At 66.4% G+C, this 24,814-nt stretch carries 27 protein-coding genes; 5 read left to right on the forward strand and 22 right to left on the reverse strand.

The genetic code is table 11. From position 1 onward, the window contains the following. The first annotated feature begins 139 nt into the window (after nucleotides 1-139). The gene (locus tag AC6RIC_RS17400; RefSeq protein WP_499733258.1) at nucleotides 140-586 is read left to right on the forward strand and encodes a translation initiation factor 2; all 447 of its coding nucleotides are present in this window, start codon (nucleotides 140-142) and stop codon (nucleotides 584-586) included. Between the two features lie 87 nt (nucleotides 587-673). On the opposite strand, the gene AC6RIC_RS17405 is transcribed toward AC6RIC_RS17400, so the two are convergent. From AC6RIC_RS17405 to AC6RIC_RS17430, 6 genes are all read right to left on the reverse strand, one after another. Further along, entirely contained in the window at nucleotides 674-1,213 is a 540-nt protein-coding gene (locus AC6RIC_RS17405) for a MerR family transcriptional regulator (RefSeq protein WP_499733259.1), read from the reverse strand. Then, nucleotides 1,210-1,524 carry an integration host factor subunit alpha gene (locus AC6RIC_RS17410; RefSeq protein ID WP_055726295.1) on the reverse strand — a complete coding sequence of 105 codons (315 nt, stop codon included), beginning with the start codon at nucleotides 1,522-1,524 and terminating at the stop codon, nucleotides 1,210-1,212. Before AC6RIC_RS17410 ends, AC6RIC_RS17405 begins: the two co-directional genes overlap by 4 nt. A gap of 189 nt (nucleotides 1,525-1,713) precedes the next feature. Continuing rightward, nucleotides 1,714-2,691 (reverse strand): beta-ketoacyl-ACP synthase III, encoded by a 978-nt coding sequence (locus AC6RIC_RS17415; protein WP_499733260.1) that lies wholly within the window; start codon nucleotides 2,689-2,691, stop codon nucleotides 1,714-1,716. A 12-nt stretch (nucleotides 2,692-2,703) separates the two neighbouring features. Beyond that, nucleotides 2,704-3,762, reverse strand: coding sequence for a phosphate acyltransferase PlsX (gene plsX / locus AC6RIC_RS17420; protein ID WP_454657433.1), 1,059 nt, complete (start codon nucleotides 3,760-3,762; stop codon nucleotides 2,704-2,706). A gap of 114 nt (nucleotides 3,763-3,876) precedes the next feature. Beyond that, on the reverse strand, nucleotides 3,877-4,434 hold the full coding sequence (locus AC6RIC_RS17425) for a YceD family protein (RefSeq protein ID WP_454657434.1): 558 nt from the start codon (nucleotides 4,432-4,434) through the stop codon (nucleotides 3,877-3,879). Further along, complete coding sequence (locus tag AC6RIC_RS17430; RefSeq protein WP_499733261.1) at nucleotides 4,424-4,969, reverse strand: ubiquinol-cytochrome C chaperone family protein; 546 nt, start codon at nucleotides 4,967-4,969, stop codon at nucleotides 4,424-4,426. The genes AC6RIC_RS17425 and AC6RIC_RS17430 overlap by 11 nt, the downstream gene beginning before the upstream one ends. A 136-nt stretch (nucleotides 4,970-5,105) precedes the next feature. On the opposite strand from AC6RIC_RS17430, the gene AC6RIC_RS17435 reads away from it, so the two are divergent. Continuing rightward, a complete protein-coding gene (locus AC6RIC_RS17435) occupies nucleotides 5,106-5,600 on the forward strand; it encodes an outer membrane protein assembly factor BamE (protein WP_454657436.1) in 495 nt (164 codons plus the stop codon). A gap of 76 nt (nucleotides 5,601-5,676) precedes the next feature. Here the strand turns inward: AC6RIC_RS17435 and AC6RIC_RS17440 are convergent, their stop codons facing one another. The 10 genes from AC6RIC_RS17440 to nrdR form a co-directional block, all read right to left on the reverse strand. Further along, on the reverse strand, nucleotides 5,677-6,603 hold the full coding sequence (locus AC6RIC_RS17440; protein WP_499733262.1) for a DMT family transporter: 927 nt from the start codon (nucleotides 6,601-6,603) through the stop codon (nucleotides 5,677-5,679). A gap of 381 nt (nucleotides 6,604-6,984) precedes the next feature. Beyond that, on the reverse strand, nucleotides 6,985-9,141 hold the full coding sequence (locus AC6RIC_RS17445) for a sodium-translocating pyrophosphatase (RefSeq protein WP_499733263.1): 2,157 nt from the start codon (nucleotides 9,139-9,141) through the stop codon (nucleotides 6,985-6,987). Between the two features lie 213 nt (nucleotides 9,142-9,354). Beyond that, nucleotides 9,355-10,155 (reverse strand): (S)-ureidoglycine aminohydrolase, encoded by an 801-nt coding sequence (allE, locus tag AC6RIC_RS17450; protein WP_499733264.1) that lies wholly within the window; start codon nucleotides 10,153-10,155, stop codon nucleotides 9,355-9,357. Between the two features lie 32 nt (nucleotides 10,156-10,187). Further along, complete coding sequence (locus AC6RIC_RS17455) at nucleotides 10,188-11,390, reverse strand: MFS transporter (RefSeq protein WP_499733265.1); 1,203 nt, start codon at nucleotides 11,388-11,390, stop codon at nucleotides 10,188-10,190. A 36-nt stretch (nucleotides 11,391-11,426) separates the two neighbouring features. After that, the gene (thiL, locus tag AC6RIC_RS17460; RefSeq protein ID WP_499733266.1) at nucleotides 11,427-12,422 is read right to left on the reverse strand and encodes a thiamine-phosphate kinase; all 996 of its coding nucleotides are present in this window, start codon (nucleotides 12,420-12,422) and stop codon (nucleotides 11,427-11,429) included. Nucleotides 12,423-12,575: 153 nt separating this feature from the next. Then, nucleotides 12,576-13,043: a transcription antitermination factor NusB gene (nusB, locus tag AC6RIC_RS17465; RefSeq protein WP_454657442.1), complete on the reverse strand. Its 468-nt coding sequence runs from the start codon at nucleotides 13,041-13,043 to the stop codon at nucleotides 12,576-12,578. After that, nucleotides 13,040-13,549 (reverse strand): 6,7-dimethyl-8-ribityllumazine synthase, encoded by a 510-nt coding sequence (gene ribH, locus AC6RIC_RS17470; RefSeq protein ID WP_499733267.1) that lies wholly within the window; start codon nucleotides 13,547-13,549, stop codon nucleotides 13,040-13,042. The genes nusB and ribH overlap by 4 nt, the downstream gene beginning before the upstream one ends. Before the next feature lie 34 nt (nucleotides 13,550-13,583). Beyond that, nucleotides 13,584-14,231 (reverse strand): riboflavin synthase, encoded by a 648-nt coding sequence (locus AC6RIC_RS17475; RefSeq protein WP_499733268.1) that lies wholly within the window; start codon nucleotides 14,229-14,231, stop codon nucleotides 13,584-13,586. Further along, nucleotides 14,231-15,400, reverse strand: coding sequence for a bifunctional diaminohydroxyphosphoribosylaminopyrimidine deaminase/5-amino-6-(5-phosphoribosylamino)uracil reductase RibD (gene ribD, locus AC6RIC_RS17480; protein ID WP_499733269.1), 1,170 nt, complete (start codon nucleotides 15,398-15,400; stop codon nucleotides 14,231-14,233). The genes AC6RIC_RS17475 and ribD overlap by 1 nt, the downstream gene beginning before the upstream one ends. Then, complete coding sequence (gene nrdR, locus AC6RIC_RS17485; RefSeq protein ID WP_499733270.1) at nucleotides 15,393-15,887, reverse strand: transcriptional regulator NrdR; 495 nt, start codon at nucleotides 15,885-15,887, stop codon at nucleotides 15,393-15,395. The genes ribD and nrdR overlap by 8 nt, the downstream gene beginning before the upstream one ends. 172 nt (nucleotides 15,888-16,059) lie before the next feature. Here nrdR and AC6RIC_RS17490 point away from each other — a divergent pair, with 172 nt between their 5' ends. Beyond that, nucleotides 16,060-17,019, forward strand: a complete 960-nt coding sequence (locus AC6RIC_RS17490) for a hypothetical protein (protein ID WP_499733271.1) — start codon at nucleotides 16,060-16,062, stop codon at nucleotides 17,017-17,019. 31 nt (nucleotides 17,020-17,050) lie between these two features. Here AC6RIC_RS17490 and glyA read toward each other — a convergent pair whose 3' ends face one another. Both glyA and AC6RIC_RS17500 read right to left on the reverse strand, forming a co-directional pair. Continuing rightward, nucleotides 17,051-18,349, reverse strand: a complete 1,299-nt coding sequence (gene glyA / locus AC6RIC_RS17495; protein ID WP_499733272.1) for a serine hydroxymethyltransferase — start codon at nucleotides 18,347-18,349, stop codon at nucleotides 17,051-17,053. A 121-nt stretch (nucleotides 18,350-18,470) separates the two neighbouring features. Further along, nucleotides 18,471-18,935, reverse strand: a complete 465-nt coding sequence (locus AC6RIC_RS17500) for a helix-turn-helix domain-containing protein (RefSeq protein ID WP_454657447.1) — start codon at nucleotides 18,933-18,935, stop codon at nucleotides 18,471-18,473. A 68-nt stretch (nucleotides 18,936-19,003) separates the two neighbouring features. Here AC6RIC_RS17500 and AC6RIC_RS17505 point away from each other — a divergent pair, with 68 nt between their 5' ends. Both AC6RIC_RS17505 and AC6RIC_RS17510 read left to right on the forward strand, forming a co-directional pair. After that, on the forward strand, nucleotides 19,004-20,206 hold the full coding sequence (locus tag AC6RIC_RS17505) for an MFS transporter (RefSeq protein ID WP_499733273.1): 1,203 nt from the start codon (nucleotides 19,004-19,006) through the stop codon (nucleotides 20,204-20,206). 166 nt (nucleotides 20,207-20,372) lie between these two features. Then, nucleotides 20,373-20,723 (forward strand): hypothetical protein, encoded by a 351-nt coding sequence (locus AC6RIC_RS17510; protein ID WP_454657449.1) that lies wholly within the window; start codon nucleotides 20,373-20,375, stop codon nucleotides 20,721-20,723. Between the two features lie 80 nt (nucleotides 20,724-20,803). On the opposite strand, the gene AC6RIC_RS17515 is transcribed toward AC6RIC_RS17510, so the two are convergent. The 4 genes from AC6RIC_RS17515 to AC6RIC_RS17530 all read right to left on the reverse strand — a co-directional run bounded on the left by AC6RIC_RS17515 (nucleotide 20,804) and on the right by AC6RIC_RS17530 (nucleotide 24,742). Beyond that, the gene (locus AC6RIC_RS17515) at nucleotides 20,804-22,048 is read right to left on the reverse strand and encodes a L,D-transpeptidase family protein (protein ID WP_454657450.1); all 1,245 of its coding nucleotides are present in this window, start codon (nucleotides 22,046-22,048) and stop codon (nucleotides 20,804-20,806) included. Between the two features lie 304 nt (nucleotides 22,049-22,352). Beyond that, a complete protein-coding gene (gene ldtR, locus AC6RIC_RS17520) occupies nucleotides 22,353-22,865 on the reverse strand; it encodes a transcriptional regulator LdtR (protein WP_454032473.1) in 513 nt (170 codons plus the stop codon). Between the two features lie 378 nt (nucleotides 22,866-23,243). Continuing rightward, nucleotides 23,244-23,684 (reverse strand): DUF6163 family protein, encoded by a 441-nt coding sequence (locus tag AC6RIC_RS17525; protein WP_499733274.1) that lies wholly within the window; start codon nucleotides 23,682-23,684, stop codon nucleotides 23,244-23,246. Between the two features lie 2 nt (nucleotides 23,685-23,686). Then, a complete protein-coding gene (locus AC6RIC_RS17530) occupies nucleotides 23,687-24,742 on the reverse strand; it encodes an enoyl-CoA hydratase/isomerase family protein (RefSeq protein ID WP_454657452.1) in 1,056 nt (351 codons plus the stop codon). Between the last annotated feature and the right edge of the window lie 72 nt (nucleotides 24,743-24,814).

Below are 24,814 nucleotides of genomic sequence, written 5' to 3' on the forward strand. Positions count from 1 at the left end.
GTTGCGAATCTGGCGTGCGTGCAAGTTGTGCACAGCCGGCGCGCATGTACGCCTTGCTCTTCTGCCGCGAGCGAACCTAGCTAATCGCCGGGGTAAGGGGCTTAACATGCTGATAATTCGAGTTCTTGGCGCGGCCGCCGTGGCTGCGGCCTTGGGTGGTTGCGCGACCGTCACACGCGGCACAACGAACCAGATCAGCATCAGCAGCGAACCGGGCGGCGCCGAAGCCCGTTCGTCGCTGGGGCACGCCTGCACGGCCACGCCCTGCACCTGGGAAGTCAGCCGCAAATCCGAGTTCGTCGTCAGCTTCTCGAAAGAAGGCTATGCCGACATGCAGGTGCCCGTCTCCACGCGCATTGCAGGCGCTGGCGCGGCCGGATTCGCTGGAAATATCCTGATCGGCGGCGTTGTCGGGATGGGCGTCGATGCCGCAACCGGCTCGACGCTGGAGCATTATCCCAATCCGGTGCTCGCCAGCCTGGTCCCGCTCAAGAAAGCCGGCGCGCTTGGCCGCGGAAAGCACAAGGCCACCATTCGCAGCAAGCCGGTCCAGCGCACCGGAGCGGATGAAGCGCCACAGAGCTGACCGCTTTCGGGCTGCCGCTGCGAACGAAGACGTCAGCCGCGTATACGGAGGACGTAGCGCGACGGGCGGTTGCGCCGCTTACTGCCGTCAGGCGGCGTCAGGCGCCGGCTGCAGGGCCTGTTCGAGTATGCGCCGGCACTCGCCGAGTTCCTTCATGACCGCGGTCAGGATGGAGACGTCGTCGAGCCCTTCGGGGACAGGCTGCCGATAAGGCGCCATCTGCTCCGGCGCGGCCTCAGCCATGGCGCCCGGCAAGGTGGCCGGTCCTGCGGACGCGGCAGCCGGCATAGCGCCGCTCATGGCCCCGATCGGCGCGCCGCGGCCGATCGCCTGGACATGGCGCGGCCCCTGCTCCTTCAGAATGCGCTGGAGGCCCTTGATCGTATAGCCTTCGCCATAGAGCAGGCGCCGGATGCCCTTGAGCAGAGCGACGTCGTCAGGCCTGTAGTAGCGGCGTCCGCCGCCACGCTTCAGCGGCTTGATCTGGTTGAAACGGGTTTCCCAGAATCGAAGCACATGCTGGGGTATGTCGAGGTCTTCGGCGACCTCGCTGATAGTCCGAAAGGCATCTGGGCTCTTGGTGTCCAATTCGGCCTCGGTATCGCCGGCGTGGAACTCCAGGCTCACTCAGTCTCACCCTCACCTGACTGCCCGTTGATGCGGGCCTTCATCACGTTCGAGGGTTTGAACACCATCACGCGACGCGGCTCGATGGGCACCTCAACGCCAGTTTTGGGATTACGCCCGATTCGCTCGCCTTTGTCTCGTACGACGAAAGAACCGAACGAAGACAGCTTCACATTCTCGCCGCGCGCGACCGCGTCGCAGATCTCGTCGAGCACCGCTTCGACGAGCTTCGACGACTCCGTCCGCGACAAGCCGATCTTCTGGTAGACAGCCTCGCACAGGTCCGCACGAGTGACCGTTTGCCCCGCCATTCATATCCTCCAAGGCGTATTGCAGGCGCAGCGGAAAACCGCCGGCCTTTCGCCATTACGGACGGCGGACGCTAGGCGCCCCCGTCGCGCGGGTCAATCCTCAAGGACGGCCATTGTGCCGCCTCAGGCCGGATTCGACCCGAAATAGCGATGTTTCATGACAATTTTCGTGGGTTTATTGCCGCAACGTCACCAGCGGATCAAGGCCGAGCCCCAGGTGAAGCCGCCGCCCATCGCCTCGATCAGGACGAGCTGGCCGCGCTTGATGCGGCCATCGGCATGAGCCTCGGCCAAGGCGAGCGGGATCGAGGCCGCCGAGGTGTTGCCGTGACGGTCGACGGTGACGACGACATGGTCATGGCTGATGCCGAGCTTGTCGGCCGTCGCGTCGATGATACGGCGGTTGGCCTGATGCGGCACGAACCAGTCGATATCGGCGCCTGACAGGCCGGTCTGCTCGAAAGTGTGGCGCACCGTCTCGGCGAGGTTGGTGACGGCATGGCGGAAGACTTCCTTGCCTTCCATGCGCAGGAAGCCGACCGTCTTGGTCGAGCCGGCACCGCCATCGACATAGAGCTTGTCCTTGTAGCGGCCGTCCGAGCGGATATGGGTGGTCAGGATGCCGCGATCGGCCAGCGTCCCCTCGCCCGGCGCGGCCTTGAGCACCACGGCGCCGGCGCCATCGCCGAACAGCACGCAGGTCGCGCGATCCTCCCAGTCGAGGATACGCGAGAAGGTCTCGGCGCCGATCACGAGGGCGGCGCGCGCGCTGCCCGTGGTCAGGAACTTGTCGGCCGTCGCCAGCGCAAAAACAAAGCCGGAGCAGACCGCCTGCACGTCGAACGCCACACCGCCGGTGATGCCCAGCGCCGCCTGGATCTGCGTTGCGGTCGCGGGAAAGGTGTGGTCCGGCGTCGCGGTCGCGACGATGATCAGGTCGATCTCGGAGGGGTCGATGCCGGCATCAGTGATCGCCGCCTGTGCGGCCTTGAGGCCGACGATGGATGTCGGTTCGTCATCGGCCGCGACATGGCGCTGGCGGATGCCGGTGCGCTGGACGATCCACTCGTCGCTGGTGTCGACGCGCGCGGCGAGCTCCGCATTGGTGACGATGCGCGCGGGCAGATAGGAGCCGCAGCCGACGACTTGAGAGCGCAGGATGGACAAAAAGGTTGTTCCCTATTCCGCCTCGGCGGGCTGCGCGACGGTCAGCTCCGGACGCGTGCTCGCGGCGACCATTTCGCGGACCTTCGCCATCAGGTCCTCGCGTGCCATTTCATAGCCCAATTCGGCGGCGCTGGCGAAGCCGATCGCATCCGTCCCGCCATGGCTCTTGATGACGATGCCTTCCAGTCCGAGGAAGACGCCGCCATTCGATTTACGCGGGTCGAGCTTGTCCTTCAGCGCCGCGAAGGCGCCGCGGGCGAAGACATAGCCGATCTTGGCCATCAGCGAACGGCTCATCGCCGCACGAAGATAATCGGCGATCTGGCGAGCGGTTCCCTCTGCGGTCTTGAGCGCGATATTGCCGGTGAAGCCCTCGGTGACGACGACGTCGACCGTGCCCTTGCCGAGATCATCGCCCTCGACGAAGCCGTGATAGGCGAGATGCGGCAGGTCGCTCTCGCGCAGGATGCGCCCGGCCTCCTTGACCGCCTCGACGCCCTTGATCTCCTCGACGCCGACATTGAGCAGGCCGACCGTCGGCCGGTCGAGATCGAGCACGACGCGAGCCATGGCCGCGCCCATCACCGCGAGGTCGACAAGGTGGCGCGCATCCGCGCCGATCGTGGCGCCGACATCGAGCACGATGCTCTCGCCGCGCGCGGTCGGCCACAGGCAGGCGATCGCCGGCCGGTCGACCTGCGGCATCGACTTCAGGCAGAATTTCGACATCGCCATCAGCGCGCCGGTATTGCCGGCGGAGACGGTGACATCCGCCTCCCCCGTCTTGGTCGCGTCGATCGCACGCCACATCGACGACTTGTAGCGGCCATAGCGCAAGGCCTGGCTCGGCTTGTCGTCCATCTTCACCGAGACCTCGGTGTGGTGGAAGGTCGTGACCGCCTTGAGCTTCGGATGCTGGTCGATCAGCGGCAGCACCTGCTTCTCGTCACCGAAAATGACGAAGCGGGCATCCGGGCGACGTTCCAGCATCAGGGCGGCGCCGGGAATGACGATGGCGGGGCCGTGATCCCCGCCCATCGCATCGAGCGCGATTGTAACCGGTCTTGTCATGGAATTCTGGCGTGTCCCGGAAATGGCCGACCTTCGATCCGGGACGGCTTGATGCCGGCCGGACAATAGCGACTTGGACCGTTGTCGCAAGCAGCGCAAGTGCCGGAGAGCGCTTCAATCACCGCGTTTCAACTTTGCCAGCGCCGCGAACGGCGATTCCGTGCCGGTGTCACCCGCCGACGACTCGAAGCTGGCGCCGGGCTTGCGCGGATAGGGATCGAGCGCCAGGGCCAGGAACTCCAAAGTGATGCCGCCGAGATCGATCGCGCCATCGACGATCGGCTCGGGCGGATCGGCTTCGTTCAGCAGAACCTCGATATCGATCTCCGCATCGTCCCGCTCGTTGCGCCGTGCGAAGGCGGCAACCTCTTCCTCCGGAGCGAAATCGAGCTGCACGGGCACGTCGAGCTGAACCGGGAACGGTTCGAGCGTCACGACGCAGGCCTGATGCAAGCGGGCCGCGATGCGGCCGTCGAGCTTCACGCGCTCGCCATTGCGCGAGAGGGTATAGCGCGCCTCCAGCGCCTCCACGGAAACGAGGCCAAGCTGCGCGGCGATGGCGGGCAACTGCTCCGCCTCGGCCCGCACCACAACCTCGCTGCCGCGCGGGCGGATCGCCTCGACACGGACCGGGTGCTTGAGCAGCGCAGCCGGCGGATGATCAGGCGTCATGAGCGACCTCCGGGGTCGAGAAGGCCGGGAACAGATCATCCCGGTTCAGGATGCCGTCGAGATCGGCGGCGGCCAACCTCTCCTGGGCGGCCCGCATATAAGCCGCGAGCGCAGGCGCCGCCTCCGGCGCGCAGGCATTGCGCCCCAGCGCTTCGGTCAACGCCTCAGGACCGGGGGCGACCAGCGCGGCCTCGTAGGCCTGCACCCGGCCATAGAACATCTGGCCGACCTTCTTCATCTTCTTGGGTACGGCGATGTCGCTGACGCCACCATTGCGGAAGCCGAGCTCGAGATAGGCGAAACAGGCGTCGACGAATTCCTGCGCCAGCTCTGCGGCCGGCGGCGGCAATTCGCGCAAGCGCCTCAGCACCAGGAAAATATGCAGGGTCAGCGATTCGAAACGGCCCTCGAAGCTGTCGGGAATCCCGCCTTCGATGTAGAGCGCCGGCAGGCGCGACGCCTCTGCGACCCGCGCGAACAGCGTGTCCACAGGGGAGCGCCGATTGGCGCGCTTGCCGAACAACCCGAAAATCACCTGTTTACTCCCGCCCGCTCTTGCCCGGGGCGTCCTCGCCTTGCCAAAGCCATCCTCGGGCGTTACGCCAACCCTTACCCTTTTGACAAGCGGCTTGGATCGTTCCGGCCGCGCTCGCCTTTCGGATCGTGCCCGCATGACCCAGATCACCCGCCGCACGGCTCTGCTCGGAGCTCTCGCGACCACATCCCTTGCGCTCGCCGGCTGCGGCCCCGATGCGGGCGGTTTCGTGCTGCCGACCTCCGCCGGCATCAACGAGGAGTTCCGGCGCGGCTTCGTGATGGACGACGCCCTGATCGCGCAGGTCAAGGTCGGCATGGACGTGCAGGCGGTGCTGACGACGCTCGGCACGCCCTCGACCACCTCGACGGTCGGCAATCGCACCTTCTACTATATCAGCCAGACGATGCGTCGCCGGTTCCAGTTCCAGGACCCGCAGCTCATCGACCAGCAGGTGCTGGTGATCTATTTCAACAAGGGCTTCAAGGTCGAGCGCATCGCCCATTACGGCCTGCAGGACGGCGTGATCTTCGACTTCATCAGCCGCACCACCCCGACGGGCGGCGAGGAGCAGAGCTTCCTGCGCAACCTGTTCCGGGGCGTCACCAAGTTCAATCCGCTCGGCTCGTAAGCAGGACGCCTTCCAACGATCGAAAAAGCCCGCGGCTCACGCCGCGGGCTTTTTCGTTTGGACGTGGCGGCACCGATCAGGAGGCTGCCGGGCGAGCGCGCAGCGGCACGGTCATGGCCATGACCCCGACAATTACAAGACCCAGCCCGGCCCAGGCTGTCGGCGCCAGCGCCTCCCCCAGGAAGACCATGCCGATCAACACGCCGGTCGGCACCCTGAGATAGGCGACGGATGTCGTCGCGACCGCGCCCAGCCGTGCGATCAATCGGAAATAGATCACGAAGGCCAGGGCCGTGGAGACGAGCGAGAGCGCGATCAGCGCCTGGATCGACTGGGCCGAGGGCGACAGCGTCCAGGGCCGGTCCAGCATCAGGCTGAGCGGCAGCAGGACGAGCGCGCCGCAGAGCAGCGAGCCGGCCGCCGGCATGATCGGATCCAGCCCCTTGAAGCTCCGCCCGAACAAGGCCGCGCCGCCATAGCAGATGCTGGCCGCGACCAGCGCCAGCTGCGCCCAGAGTTGCTCGCCGAAACCCGTCATCGCCTGCGTGCCGACAATGAGGACAGTGCCGGCGAGGCCGGCCGCGATGCCGGCGAGGCGCAGGCCCGGCAAGCGCTCGGCCGAAGCCGAGAAGCAGGACAGCAGGACGACGAAGATCGGGCTCGTCGAGCTCAGGATCGTGGCGAGCCCCGCATCGACGCTGCGCTCGGCCCAGGCGATCAGCGTGAAGGGCACGGCGCTGTTGAGGCCGGCCTGGACGAGGAACAAGCGCCAGGTCGCAAGATCGCGCGGCAGCCGCAGGCCGCGCCAGCGGATGACGACGAGCAGGACGAGGCCGGCGATCAGCGTCCGGGCGGTGATCAGGGTCAGCGGCGGGATCGTCTCCACGCCGAGCTTGATGAAGGTGTAGGAGCCGCCCCAGAGCCCGGCCAGCACCAGCAGAAGAGCAAGCTCCACGGCACGGTTCGGGGTGGCGGCAGGATGATCGAGCGTTCGGGCGGACATGGTTCCTCCTGGAGTTGGCAGGACCATGCCAGCGCGCCGGCGGCGGCGCATGCGGGAACGCTACGGACCCGGCCGTAGCTTCCAAGCTTGATTCAAGGGCTTGCCGATTTGATTCAAGGAGCAGCCGCAAGCTTTTGGCTGCAAAGATTTTCTGACGGCCAACCCGAGTGCTCTGCTTTCTGACGAAAACGCGGCGTCATCCCGGACAAGCTGCGCAGCAGCGCCGATCCGGAATCCATCGTAGAGCTCCGGAGCCCTTCGATGGATCCCGGGGCAAGCCCGGGATGACGGCGCGTTTCCGAGAAAACTCATTCGGCTCTGCCCAACGAAAAACCCGCGGCTTGCGCCGCGGGTCCGTGAGCATCTCGGTGCCGATCGCGATCAGGAATGCGCCAGGATCGCCAGGAGCAGCAGCGCGATGATGTTGGTGATCTTGATCGCCGGGTTCACGGCGGGGCCCGCCGTGTCCTTGTAGGGGTCGCCGACGGTGTCGCCGGTCACCGAGGCCTTGTGCGCGTCCGAGCCCTTGAGATGGCGCACGCCGTCCTTGTCGACGAAGCCGTCCTCGAAGCTCTTCTTGGCATTGTCCCAGGCGCCGCCGCCCGAGGTCATCGAGATCGCGACGAAGATGCCGGTGACGATCACGCCCATCAGCATGGCGCCGACAGCCGCGAAGGCGTTGTTCTTGCCGGCGATCCAGTAGATCACGAAATAGGTCACGATCGGCGCCAGCACCGGCAGGAGCGAGGGCACGACCATTTCCTTGATCGCGGCCCGCGTCAGCATGTCGACGGCACGGCCGTAATCGGGCCGGTCCTTGCCTTCCATGATGCCGGGCTTCTCCTTAAACTGCCGGCGCACTTCCTCGACGACGGAGCCCGCCGCGCGCCCGACCGCCGTCATGCCCATGCCGCCGAAGAGGAAGGGGATGAGGCCGCCGAGCAGCAGACCGACGACGACATAGGGGTTGGACAGCGAGAAATCGACGGTCACGCCCTTGAAGTACTGGAAGGCCGTCGAGCCCGCCTTGTTGGCCTCGGAGATGAAGAAGTTCAGGTCCGAGGTATAGGCGGCGAAGAGCACCAGCGCGCCGAGGCCGGCCGAACCGATGGCATAGCCCTTGGTCACCGCCTTGGTGGTGTTGCCGACCGCATCGAGCGCGTCGGTGGAGCTGCGCACTTCCTTGGGCAGGCCCGCCATCTCGGCGATGCCGCCGGCATTGTCCGTCACCGGGCCGAAGGCATCGAGCGCCACGACGACACCGGCCAGCGCCAGCATGGCGGTGGTCGCGATGGCGATGCCGAACAGGCCGGCAAGGCTGTAGGAGGCGATGATGCCGGCGATGATGACGATTGTCGGCAGCGCGGTCGATTCCAGGGATACCGCGAGGCCCTGGATGACGTTGGTGCCGTGGCCGGTGACCGAGGCCTGGGCGATCGAGACCACCGGGCGCTTGCCGGTGCCGGTATAGTACTCGGTGATGATGACGATGAGCAGCGTCACCGCGAGGCCGACCAGCGCGCAGGCGAAGAGCCCGCCCGAGGTGAAGCTGACGCCCTGCACCGTCTTGAAGGCGGCCGAGAAGCCGCCGAACATGGCGTAGTTCACGGCAGCGATCGCGCCGACGGAAAGCACGCCGGCCGCAATGAAGCCCTTGTAGAGCGCGCCCATGATCGACTGGTTGGCGCCGAGCTTCACGAAGAAGGTGCCGATGATCGAGGTGACGATGCAGGCCGCGCCGATCGCCATCGGGTAGAGCATCATCGTACCGAGTGCCGGCTGGCCGGCGAAGAAGATCGCGGCGAGCACCATGGTCGCGACCAGCGTCACCGCATAGGTCTCGAACAGGTCGGCGGCCATGCCGGCGCAGTCGCCGACATTGTCGCCGACATTGTCGGCGATGGTCGCCGGGTTGCGCGGATCGTCCTCGGGAATGCCGGCCTCAACCTTGCCGACGAGGTCGGCGCCAACGTCGGCGCCCTTGGTGAAGATGCCGCCGCCGAGACGGGCGAAGATCGAGATCAGCGAAGCGCCGAAGCCCAAAGCCACCAGCGAATCGATCACCGTGCGGCTGGAAGGCTCAAAACCGAGATAGGAGGTCAGGACGCCGTAATAGACGGCGACGCCGAGCAGCGCGAGGCCGGCGACGAGCATGCCGGTGACGGCGCCCGCCTTGAAGGCGACATCGAGGCCCTCGCCCAGCGACTGCATCGCAGCCTGGGCCGTGCGGACATTGGCGCGCACCGAGACGTTCATGCCGATGAAGCCCGCCATGCCCGAAAGCACCGCGCCGATCAGGAAGCCGATCGCTACCCATTTGCCGAGCAGCCAGGCGAGAACGACGAAGAGAACGACGCCGACCATGGAAATAGTCATGTACTGGCGTTTGAGATAGGCCTGCGCGCCTTCGGCAACCGCACCGGAAATCTCCTGCATGCGCTGGTTGCCGGCATCGCGCTTCATCACATCGCCATAGGCCCAGACGCCGTAGGCTATGGAAAGCGCACTCAATATGATGATGAGAAGCAGAGCTGACATTCGATTTCCTGACCCTAGAGCTTGCAGTCGGCGGGAGCGCTGTCGCTCCTCATTTTTGCAGCGTTGGACGTCAGGCAGCGAAAAAACGGGCCCTAAAGACTCAAGGCCCGCTCCGCGTCGCCAGTGTCAGGCGAATTTGTGGCAAGTTTCGGCGAGGAGCGCAAACGCCCCGGCTTACAAATTTCATCGGATGTCAGAGCGGATGGCGGATCGTCAGAGCGCGAGGTCGCGGTTGACGTTCTTGTAGAGCAGGTAGCAGGCATCGCCGTAGCCCGTCGGATAGAACTGTTGCGGGCAAAAGCCGCCCATCCAGATGAAATCCCGCGCCCAGATCTCGTGCCAGTCGGCGCCGAGCAAGTAGAGCCCCTGCCCTTCCAGCATGTAGAGGCCGTGCTCCATCACGTGGGTCTCGACCGCCGGGAAGCAGACGCCCGGCTTGAACCACATCAGGTTCATCTCGAAATCGAAGCGCATGTCGCCATAGGGCAGCAGGAACTGGAAGCCGCGCCCCGTCATGCCAGTGTGATTCGTGATCGGCACGGCGTCCTGATGCGAGACGATCGGCTCTGGCACGGCAAGACCTGGTACGGCCTCGTAGCGCTTGCGCAGAGCGAGCACGCGGATGCCCTCCGCCGATTCGTTGCACAGCGTGAAGGGCGTTGCCGGCGGGAGGTAGGCGAAGCCGCCAGCCGTGAGCGCCTGCGCCGCGCCGCCAGCGACCACGATCCGCGCCTCGCCGGAGAGGACGTAGAAGAAATGCTGGATACCGTCCTCGCCGAAAGCGGCCGGCGTGCCACCGCCAGGGGCGATCTCGAGGACATATTGGGCGAAGGCCGCGCCCATCACCGGCCCCGTGAGGACGCGCACGATCGTGTCCCGGTATTGTGGCAGCCGGCTGACCAGCACGCCCTCCGGCGGCATGAAGGCGTAGTTGGAGCAGACGACACCGCGATTATGCCCGATGGCGCCGGGCGGAACCTGGCCGGTCGCAGGCGGGAAGGCACGGTTGGTCATGCGTTTGCTCCGATCAGGGATCTGCCAGTGGCTCAGGCCGTGGCCGGACGCTGGAAGCGCTGCCATGCCACCAGCGCCAGGGCGATGGCGACCGGCGGGAAGACCAGCCAGTTCACGACCTCCCAGCCGCCATGGCTGAGCAGGCCGCCCGACGAGAAGGAGGCGATCGCGACAGAGCCGAAGACGAGGAAATCGTTGGCGGCCTGCACCTTCACGCGCTCTTCCGGCCGGTAGCAGTCGGTCACCAGTGCGGTCGCGCCGATGAAGCCGAAATTCCAGCCGACGCCGAGCAGGATCAGGGCCAGCCAGAAATGGCCGACGCTCAGGCCCGAAAGACCGACGACGGCGGCCAGCGCCGTCAGGCCGAGCCCGACGGCGGTCACCGTGCCCTTGCCGAAGTGGGCGATCAGACGGCCGGTGAAGAAGCTTGGCCCGAACATCGCCAGCACATGCCACTGGATGCCAAGCGTGGCGTCGCCGACCGAATGGCCGCAGGCGACCATCGCCATCGGCGCCGCCGTCATGACGAAGCTCATCAGGCCATAGGCGACGAGCGAGGCGGTGACCGAGGCGATGAACTTCGGCTGGCGCATGATCACCCCGAGCGGGCGCCCGCCGCCCGACCGGACCGCCGCGACCGGCGGGGCGCGCAGACGCGAGACGATCAGGATCGCGATCAGCGCCAGCATGCCCTGGGCGAGGAAGCTGGCGGCGAAGGGCGCGGCCGGCGTCAGGTCGCGCGTCCAGTAGACCGATTGCGGGCCGATGACGCCCGCGGCGAGCCCGCCGATCATCACCCAGGAGATCGCGCGTGGCCGGAAGGCATCGGTCGCGGTATCGGCGGCGGCGAAGCGATAGCTCTGGACGAAGGAGCCGTAGAGCCCGCAGACGAAGGTGCCCAAGCAGAACAGCCAGAACAGGCGCAGCGAAACACCGCCGGCCGCGATGCTCGCGCCGGCCGCGCCGACGAGCGCGCCGATCAGGTAGCCGTTGCGCCGCCCGAGCCGGCGCATGACCATCGCGGCCGGGATCACGCCCGCGGCGATGCCGAGCTGGAGCAGGCTGACCGGCACGGTCGCGAAAGCCTGGTCCGCGACGAGCTGGGCGCCGACGATGCCGCCGAGCGAGACGATGATCGCCGGGTTGGCGCCGCCGAGCGCCTGCGCGCCCGCGAGCACCAGCGCGTTGCGCTTGGCCAGCTTGTCGCCATCGAGAGCCGAGAAATGCTGATTCATCACAACGCGCCTCGCGGCCGCCATGATGCGCCGCTGTCAGAAATGAGAGAAGGAGCCCTGCGCGAAGCGGCGCGCCTCACCCTTCTCGCGATAAGTCACCACGCCGGCCTCGTCCGAGATCCGCCCGATCGGGACCAGCGAAAGCATCGTTCCCTCTGCGGCCGTGATCAGAGCAGGATATTCCCTTTCCGAGGCCGTGCAGAGAATTTCGTAATCGTCTCCGCCGGTCCAGGCCAGTTCCGCCAATGCGGGAACAGCCATGAGCGCGGCGCGGGCCGCCCCCGAGAGCGGAACCTCGCCGAGATCGATTTCGGCGCCGACGCCAGAGGCTTCCAGCAGCTTCGAGAGATCGCCGACGAGCCCGTCGGAAACGTCCATGGCGGCCGAGGCATGGCGCTGCAGCGCGTCGGCCAGCGCATGACGTGGCTGCGGATGCAGATAGCGATCGGCAAGGAAGGCGCGATCGTCGACCCCGAGTCCGGCAACCCAGCCCGGCTTGTCCGGGCCATGGACCTTGAGACCGAGCGCTCCGTCGCCAATGCTGCCGGAGACGAGCACGATATCGCCGGGCTTCGCACCGGAGCGCCTGACCATCCGCCCGGCCGGGACCGTGCCGAAGGCGGTGATCGACAGGGTGAGCGGCCCCGAGGTCGAGACGGTGTCGCCGCCGATCAGCGGGCAACCGGCCGCTTCGGCCATGCGGGCAAGGCCGGCGGCGAAATCGGCAAGCCAGCCCTCGGTCCAGCCGCGCGGCAAGGCGAGCGTCAGGACGAAGCCCTCGGGCTTCGCGCCCTTGGCGGCGAGGTCGGAGAGATTGACGGCCAGCGCCTTCCAGCCGATCGCGTCCGGCGGGTCGTCGGGGAAGAAATGGACGCCGGCGACAAGGGCGTCGGCGGTGACAACGACCTCGTAGCCGCGGCCGGGCCGCAGCAGCCCGGCATCGTCAAGAAGGCCAAGCCCGCCCGGCCCGGCGATCGGCGCGAAATAGCGGGCGATCAGCTCGAATTCGCCGGGGCGCTGATTGTCAGCCATGGGGCAGCGAAGCTCCGCAACTATTCCAAGGTCATCCCGGACAAGCAGCGAAGCTGCGCCGATCCGGGATCCATGCCTGAACCTTATTCGGAAGCGCTCCGGAATGGATCCCGGGTCTCCCTTCGGTCGCCCGGGATGACGGTTGAGGACAACCTACGCCGCCGGGATATCGAACTCGTCGGCGCGGAAGTCGCGGGCCATGCGATCGAGCACGGCGTTGACCATGCCGATCTCCTCGCCCTGATAGAAGGCGCGCGCGACCGCGACATATTCCGAGATCACGGCACGCGCCGGCACGTCCTTGCGGAAGGCGAGCTCATAAGCACCCGCGCGCAGGATCGCGCGGACCACTGCCTCGACCCGCTTCAGCGGCCAGTCCTTGGCCAGCAACTCGTCGACGGTACGATCCACCAGGCGCTGCTCACGGACGACGCCACTGAGAATATCGCGGAAGAAGGCGATTTCGGCTTGCGGCAATTCGATCTCCTCGACCTCCTTGCCGATCCAGAAATGCTCGAACTCGGCCATCGCCTCGACGACGCCACGGCCGCCGATTTCCATCTCGTAGAGCGCCTGCACGACCGAGAGCCGCGCGCCGCGCCGCTTCTCGGCGCGGCTCATTGGGACGGCTCCGCCAGCGAGCGCTTGTAGCGCAGCACGGCGAGCGCCGCTTCGGCGGCGCCGCCGCCCTTGTTCATATCCTCGCGATTGGCGCGAGCCCAGGCCTGCGCCTCGTTCTCGACGGTCAGGATGCCGTTGCCGAGCGGAAGCGCGAAGGCGACCGAGAGATCCATCAGCGCGCGCGAGCTTTCGCCGGCGACGATGTCGTAATGGCCGGTCTCGCCGCGGATGACGGTTCCGAGAGCGACGACGGCCTCATAGGGGTCGACGGCCTCGTCGGCGGCGCGCAGGCCGATGACGATCGCCGAGGGGATTTCCAGCGCACCGGGAACGGTGACGACATCGACGCGGCAGCCGGCTTCTTCCAGCGCCGCCATCGCGCCCGCCAGCAATTCGTCGGCGTACTTGTCGTAGAAGCGCGCCTCGACCACGAGGACGCGAGCGCCGTCGATCTCGACGGCAGGAGTTGCGGCCTTGTCGGCCGAGGTCTGCCGGGGTCCGGCCATTTCTTCTATCCTTCTTGGAATGTGATCGGGCTGGTTACCCTTGCGGGCGCGCCTCCGCAAGCCGCGCGGCATACCGTGCCATCAGATCGACCTCGACATGAACGGGGTCGCCCTCCCCGCGCTGGCCCCAGGTGGTGACCGCGAAGGAGTGCGGAATCAGCAGGACGGTGAAGACATCGTCCTCCACCGAATTGACGGTGAGCGAGGTACCGTCGAGGCAAATCGAGCCCTTGGTCGCGATGAAGCGGGGCAGCCCCTGCGGCGCGCGGATATGGAAACGCGCGGTCGCGCCCCAGGGCTCGTCCGGATCGGGCTCGATCGCCTCGATCTTGAGGATGCGCCCGACGCCGTCGACATGGCCGGTGACGAGATGGCCGCCGAGCTCCTCGCCGACCTTGAGCGAGCGTTCCAGATTGATCCGCGTGCCCGGTTCCCACGAGCCGACGGAGGTCTTGGCCAGCGTCTCGGCGGCAGCCTCGACCTGGAAGACGCAGCCGGACTCGCCATCGGTGCGGGCACGCAGGGCGGTCACGGTCAGGCAGACGCCGGCACAGGCGATCGAGGCGCCGATGGCGATCCCCTCGGCCTCATAGGGGCAAGCGATGGCGAGGCGCTTGAGGCTCGGCCCCTTGCGCTCGGCCTCCACGACCTCGCCGATGGCGGTGACGATGCCGGTGAACATCAGCCTCTCCTCGAAAAATGCTCGAAACGGTCCTGACCGATCTGACAGGCCTCGACAAGGGCGTATAGATCGGGGTCGGCCAACTGGGCGGCAAGCCCCGGACGCACAGCAACAATGCCGGGCTGCCCCAGCGTTTTCGGCGAGGTTGAGACGATGACCTCGTCCGCCAGCCCTTCAAGCGCGAGCTTCTCGCCGATGCGCGGTCCGCCTTCCGAGAAGACGCGGTTGATGCCTCGCGTGCCGAGCAGGGTCAGCGCCTCGCGCAGGTCGAGATGACCGTCGGAGCCCAGCGAGACCCGCATGACCTCGACCCCGGCCGCGACCAGCGCCTGTTCCGGTTCGATCGGCGCCGTCTCGGCCGCGATCACCCAGACGGGAACCTCATGGGCCGTGCGAACGAGCTTCGACGCCAGCGGCAGGCGCAGATGCGTGTCGAGGATGACGCGGATCGGCGAGCGATCCGCCATGCCGGGCAGGCGCACGGTCAGTTGCGGATCGTCGGACAGCACCGAGCCGATGCCGAGCATGATGACATCGTGGTGCGCGCGCTGGAGATGGACCCAACCACCGGCGACCCGGCTCGACACGGCGAGCGGCACGCCTCCTGCCCCGCCGGCATAGCCATCGGCGGTGCGGGCAATCTTGAAGGTCACCATCGGGCGGCCCTGCGTGATGCGCGTGAGATAGCCGCGATGCGCTTGCCGCGCCTCGCCCTCCAGCACGCCGACCGTGACCTCGATGCCGGCCGTACGCAGCAACGCATGGCCGAGCCCGGCGATGAAGGGGTTGGGATCGGACATCGCCGAGACGACGCGCTTCACGCCCGAGAGGATGGTGTGCTCGACGCAAGGGATGCCGCCGCGCACCGAACGATGCGAGCAGGGTTCGAGCGTGACATAGAGCGTGCCGCCCATCGAAGCGGCGCCCGCTCGCGAGAAGGCGTGCGCCTCGCCATGCGGGCGGCCGCCGGGCTGGGTATGGCCGCGCGCGACGACCACGGGACCATCCGGCGTGTCGCGGGTGACGATGGCGCCGACGGAGGGGTTGGTCGCGGTCGTGCCGAGGCCGCGCGCGCCATAGGCGAGCGCCTGGCGCATGAAGAGGCGGTCGGTCTCCCGCTTACGTTCCGACGCGCGATCGTCGCCCGAAAGCGGCTTGGGATCAGTCATCGACGCGTCGCGGCGGGGCGGAGACGCCCTCCTCCTCGATCGTGCCGAGCTGGCCGAGCAGCTCCTCGAAGTCCTTAGCTTCGCGGAAATTCTTGTAGACCGAGGCGAAGCGGACATAGGCGACGTCGTCGAGGCCCTTGAGCCCTTCCATCACCAGCTCGCCGATGGCCGAGCTCTGGATCTCCGCCTCGCCCGCGCTTTCCAGCTGGCGGACGATGCCGTTGACCATGCGCTCGATCCGCTCCGGCGCGACCGGGCGCTTGCGCAAGGCGTGAGCGATCGAGGTCTCCAGCTTGTCGCGGTCGAAGGGCGTGCGCCGCCCCGACCGCTTCACGACGGTCAATTCGCGCAGCTGCACGCGCTCGAAGGTGGTGAAGCGGCCGCCGCAATCGGGACAGACCCGGCGGCGGCGGATCGAGGCGTGGTCGTCGGTGGGACGGGAGTCCTTCACCTGCGTGTCGAGGGAGCTGCAATAGGGGCAGCGCATGCGCTTATCCTTCGGAATGCCTGATCGGCGGGGCGACCGACGCTTCTTTGCCCCAGCACCGGTTTCCGCGCCAGATGCCCAGAGGCTGCTATGATGCGGCGGCGATGAACCTCAGGGCGCGCTGAGACGACGAACACTCGACCTTCACAGCGCGCGCGGCGGAGCTTCTATCATGGCAGAGAACGAGGGCAACATGGGCGAAGCGTTCGGCGGCCTGGTGCTGCTGGCCTTCGATCTGCTCGATTCCGAGATCGCCCGGTCCCCCGAGCGCATCGTCCAGACCTTCAAGAACCCGGCGCTGCTCAAGGCAGCCGAGAATGCGGTCCTGAGCTTCGCGAAATCCCGCAGCCCGACCGCCAGCTCCCAGTTGAGCCCAGAAGAGATCGGCAAGCTGCAGTCTTCGGTTGTCGATGGCGTGAAAACGGCCGCGACCGAGGCCTATATCAAGCAGATCAAGGAATCGTCGAAGTTCAAGGCTCTGGAAAAGCAGCTGAAGAACTTCGAGGACGCGGCGAAATCATCGGCGGTCGGCGTCTGGGTCGATCACAACAAAGGCATTCTCTATGTGGTCGGCGCGGTTCTGGCGGTCGGCGCCGGCGTCGCGCTCTACATCACCAAGCCCTCCGGCACGATCTACGGCATGGGCATCCGGGAGCTGGAGAAGCTCAAGTTCGAAGTGCTGAAGGTCGGCGCGCTGAAGCTCGGCGTCGGCGGCCTCGTCTTCGACCCCACGGCCGAGCGCTTTGGCGGGAAGGTGACCGGCAAGCTGGAATGGGAGCAGCTCAAGATCGACCTGTCGCTGCAGATCGTCACCGCCAACCTGAAGGCGCCCGAAATCACCAGCGAAGTCGGGCTCAAATACGGTGTGATCAGCCTGACCGCGGCCAACAAGCTCGACCTGACACAGCCGAAGGTCGACCTCACATTGAGGCTCAGCGCCAACAAGGATCGTTTCGGCCTGTCGGTTGCCGCCAAGATCAAGGACGACAACGTCACCGGCAGCGCCTCGGCCTCCTACAGGGTGGCCGAGAGCCTGAAGCTGGGCGTGGATCTCAGCCGCCGGAACCGCCCCGACATGGGGAACCAGAGCGAGAACCTGATCATGTTCGAGCTCAAGGGCACGTTCCCCTGAGCGCGAAGCGGGATGGTTTCCCGATCCGGTCTCAGTAGATCGGGAAGCGCGCCGTCAGCGCCTTGACCTTGGCGGTGACCGCCTGCTCGATCGCGGCGTTGCCTTCCTCGCCATGGGCAGCGAGACCGTCCAGCACCTCGGCGATCAGTTCGCCGACCTGCTTGAACTCGGCGATGCCGAAGCCGCGCGAGGTCGCCGCAGGCGTGCCGAGGCGGATGCCCGAGGTCGTCATCGGCTTCTCGGGGTCGAACGGGATGCCGTTCTTGTTGCAGGTGATGTGGGCGCGGCCGAGCGCGGCTTCCGCCGCCTTGCCGGTCAGCTTCTTCGAGCGCAGGTCGACCAGCATCAGATGGTTGTCGGTGCCGCCGGTGACGAGGTCGAAGCCCTTCGACTTCAGCGTCTCGGCCAGCGCCTTGGCGTTGGCGACGACAGCATGTGCGTAGGCCTTGAACTCCGGCTGCAGCGCCTCCTGGAACGAGACCGCCTTGGCCGCGATCACATGCATCAGCGGACCGCCCTGGATACCCGGGAAGATCGCCGAATTGACCTTCTTCGCGATCGCCTCGTCATTGGTCAGGATCATGCCGCCGCGCGGGCCGCGCAGCGTCTTGTGCGTCGTGGTGGTCACGACATGGGCGTGCGGGAACGGCGAGGGATGCGCGCCACCGGCGACGAGCCCGGCGAAATGCGCCATGTCGACGAAGAGATAGGCGCCGACCTTGTCGGCGATCTCGCGGAAGCGGGCGAAATCCCAGTGACGGGCATAGGCGGAGCCGCCGGCCACGATCATCTTCGGCTTGTGCTCGACTGCGAGGCGCTCCATCGCGTCGTAGTCGATCATCTGGTCGACGACGCAGACGCCATAAGACACGACGTTGAACCACTTGCCGGACTGGTTGACCGGCGCGCCATGGGTCAGGTGCCCGCCGGCGGCGAGGTCGAGGCCCATGAAGGTATCGCCCGGCTGCATCAGAGCCATGAAGACGCCCTGGTTGGCCTGCGAGCCGGAATTCGGCTGGACGTTCGCGTAAGTGCAGCCGAAGAGCCGCGTGGCGCGTTCGATCGCGAGCTTTTCGGCGATGTCGACGAACTGGCAGCCGCCATAATAGCGCCGGCCCGGATAGCCCTCGGCATATTTGTTGGTCATCACCGAGCCCTGCGCCTCGAGCACGGCGCGGGAGACGATGTTCTCGGAGGCGATCAGCTCGATCTCGTCGCGCTGGCGACCGAGCTCCAGGTCGATCGCGCGGGCGATCTCGGGATCGGCATCATGCAGCGAAGCGCCGAAGAAGGAGTTCGAGAGGTGCTTGTCCAGCGCGGCTTCGGTCATGTCCGGCTCCTGAAGTTCAACGGCCGGTGAGCGCCCGGCTCCGTCGCGGCTCCCCTATCATGTGGCGGGGGGCTGTCCAAGCGATAGATGGCGCGGAGGAAAAGCTGTATCGCCGCAGCCATCAGCCACCCCGTTTTCGCCGCTTCGGTAGCAAATTCTTCTCCTCTTCCGGACGAGACGGCGTGTAGGCGAGCGGCCGGCGCGAAGCGGTCCTCAGCAATGCCCGGAAAGCCGGACATTCCAGGTGAGTCGGCGCCCGGCAGTCCGCGACATGACGGAGCGCATCGCGCAGCGTCCTCAACCCGATCATCTGCCGCTGCAATTCGTCAGCCCGCGCCCGCAACTGCTCGCGCGGGATGTTCGGCTGCCCGTCCGCGCCGAACATCGCGGCGATCTCCTCCAGCGAGAAGCCGGCGGTCTTGCCGAGCCCGATCAGCGAGAGCCTGAGCAGGACATCGGGATCGTATTGTCGGCGCAGGCCGCGTCGCGCCTCCGAACGGATGAGGCCGATCTCCTCGTAATAGCGCAGGGCCGAGGCCGGCACGCCCGAGCGCTCCGCGACCTCTCCGATATCCAGCAACAGCATGCTTGACCTCAAGTCGACTTGAATTCGTAGGCTCTGCCGAACGGATGAAATCGGCAAGAGGAGAAACCATGGAAAGCCTTGTTGGAACAAGGGAAAGACCGATCTGGAGAGATCCGCGCGCCGCCGCGCTCCTGATGGCGGCGTCGCTCACCACAATGGCGAACGCGACGATCAGCCCGGCGCTTCCGAGCATCGAGCGCCTGTTCGCGGATGACCCGAACACCGCGCTGCTGACGCGGCTTCTGGTGCCGGCGCCCTCACTCAGCGTCGCGCTGTTCGCACCGCTGGCGGGCTTCGCAGCAGACCGCATCGGCCGGCGCGCGATGCTGCTCACCGGCGTCGTGCTATTCGTGATCGCAGGCTGTGCCGGGCTCGCCCTGCCCGATCTGCCCTCCATTTTCGCCAGCCGCCTCGTGCTCGGTGTCGCCGTCGCCCTGATCATGACGGCCCAGACCGCGCTGATCGGCGACTACTTCGCCGGGGACGACCGCAACGCGCTGACGGGCTTGCAGATCTCGGCGCGGAATTTCGGCGGGCTGGTCTTCATTTCACTAGCGGGTTGGGCCGCAACCCTGTCGCCGCGCCTGCCTTTCGCGATCTATGGGCTGGCAGCGATCTTCCTGCCGTTGATGTGGCTGGCCATCATCGAGCCGCCGCGCATCGCAGCCGCGTCGGGTGTACTGCCGGCGGATGGCGATGGCGGACACCCATCCTGGCGCCGCCTGCTCGCCGCGCTGGTCCTGCTTCAGGGCCTGACGAACATGATCTTCTTCCTGATGCCGACGCAGATCTCGTTCTTCCTGGAGGTCCGGGGCTACGAGAGCGCGCCGATGACCGGCACGGTCCTCGGCCTGCTGATGATCTCGGGTGGCGGCTGCGCCCTGCTTTATCGGCGCGTCCGGCAGATGTTCGGCTCCGCAGGCATCTTCGCCGCCGGCTATGCCGCGATGGCGCTGGGCTTCCTGTCCCTCTCCGGCGCGGCATCGACGCCGCTGCTGTTCATCGCGGCGCTCCTGATCGGGGCCGGCTATGCGCTGGTTTCGCCGAGCTTCGTCGCGATGGCGCTCGACCTGGCACCCCGGCGGTCGCGGGGCATGGCGGGCGGCATCCTGACCGCCTCGATCTTCATCGGCCAGTTCTGCTCGCCGCTGGCCAGCACGCCCCTGATCGCAAGCCACGGCTATGGGACGTTGTTTGGCGGCACGGCCTGGCTGCTCGCGATCATGGCGCTTGCGGCCGGTGCCGCGAAGCTCCTCCGTAGGAACCGCTGACCGCCCACGGGCGGCGCAAGTCGCGGCTGGGTCGCTCCCAACTCCGCACAGAAGGAGCCGGAACCTGGCGCTTCCGCCCAGGACATCGAGGCGCCCACATTATGGTTAACAAATTATGGCTTGCGGCTTGCTGTGCCTGACCTAGCGCAACACTGGATGCCTCTCGATGACACAGAACGCCCCAAAACAGAACGCGAGTCGTGTTTCAGCTTCGACTCAGCCGATCTCCAAGCAGCTCAAGAAGGCATTTCTCGGTGGCGCGAGCGCCTTCGTCCTGTCGCTGCCATTGCCGAGCCAGGAGGCGACAGCCGAAACCTGGACGGTGACCAGGCAATATTATCCGGGCGGATCGACGAGCGTCTATCGCTGGTCACCGGACGGCTACAGCAACATCTCTCGCCTCAACAATGGCGCGCCCGGAAACAACTGCCCCGTTCCGGCCTTCGAGGTCATGAACCCTGGCCGCGGGGAAGCGCGCTGCGTCGGCTATGTCGCGCCATCCTGGCTGACGCGCTGACGCCAGCCGAGCAACTTCGTTCCATGAAAAAGCCCGCCGGAGACCGGCGGGCTTTTCGAAACGCGCGTAAATCGCAAGCGTCAGATGTCCTGATCACCCTGCAGCGCGGCGACAGGCGCCGGTCCGAGGCCGTCCTTGTTGTAGATGTCGTCGCGGAACTGCACGCCGCCATCGGGCGTGGCCCAGGCGGTGACATAGACCCAGTAGCACGCCACCGGATCGGCGATGCGGGCATTGACGCGCTGGCCGGACTGGATGGTCTCGTCGATCTTGGCGCGGTCCCAGCCGGGGGTGTTCTTCAGGAGCCAGGCGACATAGTCGCGCACGTTCTGGACGCGCATGCAGCCCGAGGAAACGAAGCGGTAATCGTCGCCGAAGATGCCCTTCGACGGGGTGTCGTGCATGTAGACGCCGTGCGGGCTCGGGATATTGATGCGCACGAAGCCGAGCGAGTTGAACTCGCCGCCCGGATCCTGCCGGAAGGTGTAGCGCGTCGCCTCATCGGAATTCCAGTTGACGCTCGCCGGCGCGATCTCGCCGCCATTCGGCGAGATGATGCGGATCTTGTTCTCGGTCAGGTAGTTCGGCTGCTTGCGCATGGTCGGGATCAGATCCTTGCGGATGATCGAGGCCGGAACCGTCCAGGTCGGGTTGAAATTGACTTCGGGAATCTTCGTCTGCAACAGCGGCGACTGGCGGTCGATCTTGCCGACGCCGGCAGCATGGCGCGTCGCGACATGGCCGTTCTCGACGGTCTCCACCGTAGCGGCCGGGATGTTGGCGACGACATAGCGCCCGCCGAGGTTGCCGGACCAGCTGCGCAGCCGGACGACATTGGTCTCGAGCTGGCGGATGCGGCGGTCGATCGGCACGTTGAGCGCGGCGACGGTGGCGCGGTTGATCGCGCCCGTCGTCGACAGGCCGACGCGCGACTGGAAGCGGCGCACGCCCGCCTCGACATAGGAGTCATAGATGCTGCTCTCGCCGGCCGCGGCATCGAGATCGCCGGTGACGATCAGGCGGCGGCGCAGGGCCACCACGCCCGGCCCCTTCGCACCCACGTTCATGCGGTCGGGCAACTGAACCTGCGGCCAGCCGCCACGCGCCGCGAGATCGCGATAGGCCACGATCGCCTGCTCGGTCGCCTGCAGGGCCTCGGCTGAGAGCATCGGCGTCGAGGAGCGCGCCACCGCGTTGCGGGCGCCGGCATCGTAGCTCTGGCGCCACTCGGCCTGCTGGGCGAGCGCCGGTGCAGCAGCGGCCGTGGCGGCGCCCGACAGCAGGGCCAGCACGGTTTCGCGGCGGGTCAGGCTCAAATGCGACATCTCTTCCCTCTTCAAGACTTCACGCAAGCACGTAGACCACACAAAAACGTCGCCGGAACAGGCGACGCTGGCGATGCACTGGCGCGACGGACAAGCTCACTGCCGCCGACGGTGTCCTAGCACAGTTAACGAGGCGTGATGACAGAGGCGAATTTAGGGCATGGCCCGCTTTTGCTGCATGCATGGCTGCAAAACAACAGTGCCCCCGGCAGCGACCGGAAACGCGCCGGCGCGACCGGGAGGTTGTCCCGGCCGCGTCCTGGCAGGCGGATAAACAGGTCGTCGCCGAGAAGCGACTGATATCTCAGAGCTTGTAGCGGATCTGATCGGTCCAGAAGCGCTCGAGGCGCAGCAGGGCGTTGTTCATCCGCTCGAAGTCGTCGGCCGCGATGCCCCCGATCTGCTCGACCGTGCGGACATGCTTGTCGTACACGCCCTTCACGATGTCGTGCACGCTGGCACCCTTCTCGGTCAGGCTGATGCGGACCGAACGGCGGTCGATGCGCGACCGGGCATGGTGGAGATAGCCGAGCTCGACCAGCTTCTTGACGTTGTAGGACACGTTCGAGCCGAGATAGTAGCCGCGGGTGCGCAGCTCGCTCGCCGACAGCTCGGCATCGCCGATATTGTAGAGCAGCAGGGCCTGCACGCTGTTGACGTCGTCACGGCCACGACGCTCGAACTCATCCTTGATGACATCGAGCAGGCGGCGATGCAGCCGCTCCACCAGCGTGAGGGACTCAAGATAAAGAGGCTTCACGTTGAGATCTGCATCGCCGGTCTTGGCAACATCAGAAGTCTTGACGCTCGCTTTCATGGTATATCCCGCCTGTTGTGTGTCGGCCAGGATTTGCCTCCCGGTCCGCTTCTGAAAAACACCATATGCTGGAGCGGATGAAAACGAGTTTAAATATCAGGATGAATCAGGGATTTACCCCTTTGGGTGAATCGTAAGTGAAGCCAGAAACGCTTAAGCTAAAGCGATTCTTACCATGACTCGGAGCAATCGAGCGGTCAGGCGCCCCAACCGTCATTGCGAACCAGCGCGGCTGACCCGCGCTGTCATCCCGTGCGCGGCGCAGACACGGGACCGCGCGACGAGAAGACGCCTTTTCCTGAGGACGGTCCCGCATCTGCGCAGCGGCATTGCATGCCGTAGCGCGCGGGAAGACACCTTCTGCCGACACGCCGCCAGCTATTCCGCCTCGTTCTCGGCCGCCCAGGTTGCCAGGAAATAGACCGCGATCAGCCCGATATAGAGTCCGACGAGCCAGGCCGTCATCGGCACGAAGCGCGGAAAGAGGAATCCGAGCAGCATCTGGCTGATCGCGGCCAGCAGCCAGAGCACGCCGCCCCAGGTCGAGGTCAGCCAGAGGCCGACGGCGGCGACGAGATCGATCACCGCGAAATAGACGATGATCGCCTGATAGCTCAGCAGGCGATTCTCGAAAGGCGGCTGCGGGTTGCCGGGCAGGCCAAAGATCACCATCCAAGCCGTCAGCCCCTTGGCGAGCCAAAAGGCTGACAGCAAGCGCAGGAACCAGACGAGGGCGAGCCGCCAGCGGTTGGCCTGCTTGCCCTCGGCCTCACCCGTCCGGGCGCCTCGCAGGGCCTCGCCATCTCCTCCCAGGCCCAAGCTCAACCCTCCAGCTTCAATTCGTCGGCGCCGAGCGGCGCGAAATAGGCGTCGATATCCGCCGGCCGGACGTCGTCGAGCGTCGCCGGCTGCCAGCGCGGCGCCTGGTCCTTGTCGATCACCACGGCGCGAACGCCCTCATAGAAGTCGTGGCCGCGGGCAATGCGCGAGACGATGCGATATTCCGTGCGCATCGCCTCGGCGAAATCGAGCCCGGCGCCGCGCCGCATCTGCTCGAAGGCGATGGCGACGCTGGTCGGCGACTTGACCGCGATGGTCTGCAGCAGCTTGCCGGCGAAGGCACTGCCCTTCTCGGCAGCCTGGCGCAGACGAGCGATCACCTCCGGCAAGGTCGCGGCCGTGAAGGCCTCGGCCATCACCGCCCGCTCAGCATGCAAGGGGCCGGGGCCGCGCTGGAGGGTGAAGCCCGCAAGGATGTCGTCGACAGAACCGGGCCTGGTCAGCGCATCGGCAAGCTCCGCCATGCGCTCGCTCGGCACGCCATGGGTCGCAAGGCCGCCTGCCAGCGCATCGGCCGCACCGACCCGCTCGCCGGTGAGCGCGAGGAAGCTGCCGAAACCGCCTTCAAGGCGCGGCAAGGCGTAGGTTGCGCCGACATCCGGGAAGAAGCCGATGCCGACCTCCGGCATGGCGAAGAGATAGCGGTCTCCGGCGATGCGGTGGCTGCCATGCAGGGATATGCCGACGCCGCCGCCCATGACGATGCCGTCGATCAGCGCGACATAGGGCTTGGGATAGGTCTTGATGCGGTGGTTGAGGATGTATTCCTCGCCCCAGAAGGCGAGCATCTCGTCATGCCGCCCGGCCTTGCCGCAATCATGCAGCCAGCGGATATCGCCGCCGGCCGAAAAGGCCTTCTCGCTCGTGCTGACCACGACGACGCGCGTGACCTGCGGGTCGTTCTCCCAGGCATCAAGCGCGCGGGCGAGCTCGCGGACCATGCCGAGGCTCAGCGCGTTCAGCGCCTTCGGCCGGTTGAGCACGACGACGCCGGCAGCGCCGCGAATCTCGCAGATGATCTCGCGATCTTCAGTCATGGTCCGATCCCGCTTCCGTGGGCAGCGGTTCTGGAAGGCGGGACATGGCTTGTCAACGCGAGGGATCGGCGG

Source organism: Allobosea sp. TBD101, assembly GCF_059817965.1.